General features: G+C 39.3%; 2 protein-coding genes. One reads left to right on the plus strand and one right to left on the minus strand.

Going from position 1 to position 1,912, the window contains the following annotated elements; all coding sequences use genetic code 11:
- Window positions 1-399: 399 nt before the first annotated feature.
- Complete coding sequence (locus NI466_RS15700; RefSeq protein ID WP_114541702.1) at window positions 400-972, minus strand: peptidylprolyl isomerase; 573 nt, start codon at window positions 970-972, stop codon at window positions 400-402.
- 103 nt (window positions 973-1,075) lie between these two features.
- Between NI466_RS15700 and NI466_RS15705 the strand changes: the two genes are divergently transcribed.
- Window positions 1,076-1,750: an acetoacetate decarboxylase family protein gene (locus NI466_RS15705; protein ID WP_253138673.1), complete on the plus strand. Its 675-nt coding sequence runs from the start codon at window positions 1,076-1,078 to the stop codon at window positions 1,748-1,750.
- Window positions 1,751-1,912: the final 162 nt, after the last annotated feature.

The following is a 1,912-nucleotide window of genomic DNA, read 5'->3' on the forward strand; positions in this document are numbered from 1 at the left end:
TCTTGGCTCATCAATTTTCTGACAAATATTTCTCAAATAAACTTCGAGTAATTTCTACCATCAATCAATGAAAATAATTTCGATCAATCAATCAGTAAAAATCCACACAAGTTGTTCTTCATAATCTTTTAATGATCTTTCTAACACCTCGTCAGTGCTAGAAGCTGGACTTCGATAAACTCAACAACTCCGCCATTCTGCTTCGTTCGTTTCCATCTATCTCGTCGGTATGTGCTCATTATAGGGCAATTTCTTACACGTGCAAGCGCTTTTAACGCACATGAATCACGAGTGTTTTATTTTTATGCACCAAATTGGTTCAATTCCATACAATTCATTACATAAGTACATATTTTTAAAACAGAAATATAAATTAAATATTTCTGCTTTATTCTATGCCTAGTTTTTCACGACTGGTGCTTTAATCGTCACACTGGTGATTTTTACAGGGTTCACCGGCACATTTTGATGCATTCCATAGTTTCGGGTCGGTACTTTAGCAATCTGATCGACGATGTCCATGCCTTTAATGACCTTACCAAATACCGCATAGCCGGCATTTCTAGCAGAACGATCCAGGAAATCATTATCGACCAGGTTCACAAAAAATTGTGCTCGGGCAGAATCTGGCTGATTGGTACGCGCCATGGCTAAAGTACCGCGTTTATTTTGCAGACCATTCGATGATTCGTTTTTAATGGGTGCTTTGGTATTGGCTTTTTCCTGCATGTTCACATCAAAGCCACCACCCTGCACCATAAAGCCTGGAATGACGCGGTGAAAAATCGTATCCTTATAGAAGTTGCTCTTTACATAGCTTTCGAAGTTCTTTGCCGAGATTGGTGCTTTGTCATTGAAGAGTTCAATTTCAATATTTCCAGATGAAGTCTTCATCTCAATAATCGTATTTTCAGCAAAGCTTGGCAGACTGACCGCAGCAAGTGCGATGACACATAATGATTTCTTTAACATTTATTAACTCATCTACTTAGAAGTAATGGTTGTGAATGACTATATATTAATCTTTTATAACTCATAATGCAGTGACCTGCCGACTAAAGACAAGAGAATAAGAATGAAGCATGCATTATTACAGGAGCAAAATATCCACCAGTTTCCACCTTGGCGTTTGCAGGGTGAGGGTTTTATTCTGAATTATTGGCTGACCCCAAGCTTTATTGAGCAAGCAAAACAGTTCCGTATTGCGCCTTCTCCGCTGGGTCGTATGGTCCAAGTCTTATTGGTGCGTTATCACGCTTCGCCGATTGGCCCTTATGATGAGTTACTGATTCTGGATCATCCTTTAATTAGTAAACGACGCCTCAGCTCAATTCCTAAAATTTATGTGTCTACCCATGAGTCTGTGGTACACGGTCAGCATTTATGGGGCATTCCCAAAGAACATGCGCAGTTTGAATGGCAGGAAAAGGATCAGGAAGTACTGTGTCAAATTCAGCATCAGAACCAGCATATGACGATTCGGCTGAAGAAAACCAAATCCGCACGCCAGTTTTATATTAATAGTCATCATATTCCAGCATCTATGCTGAAGATTCAGCAAGCCTGGAAAGGTCAGCGTTTTCAGTTTAGTCCACAGTTCCGCGGTCACCTCTCCAAACTCTCGCAAGTAGAATGGCAAGATGCCGAGAATATATTTCCAGATTTTTCCAAAGCCAAATTGCTGCAAAGCTTTTATGTCCCCAAATTCAATCTGATCTTTCCTGAAGCGCAGATCAGCAGCAAAGTATAAGAACTGATAAAAACCTATCTACAAAAAAGGTGTTTCATGAGAAACACCTTTTTACATTAATGCCTTGGATTTAACTAGGGTCTGTTGACATTTACTGTTCATAATTAACCCTATAAAGGTAGCCATAAAAATATACAGGCTAAAGCAACAGAACTTTGATAA

This window comes from Acinetobacter lwoffii (genome assembly GCF_024129595.1).
GTDB classification, from domain to species: domain Bacteria; phylum Pseudomonadota; class Gammaproteobacteria; order Pseudomonadales; family Moraxellaceae; genus Acinetobacter; species Acinetobacter lwoffii_O.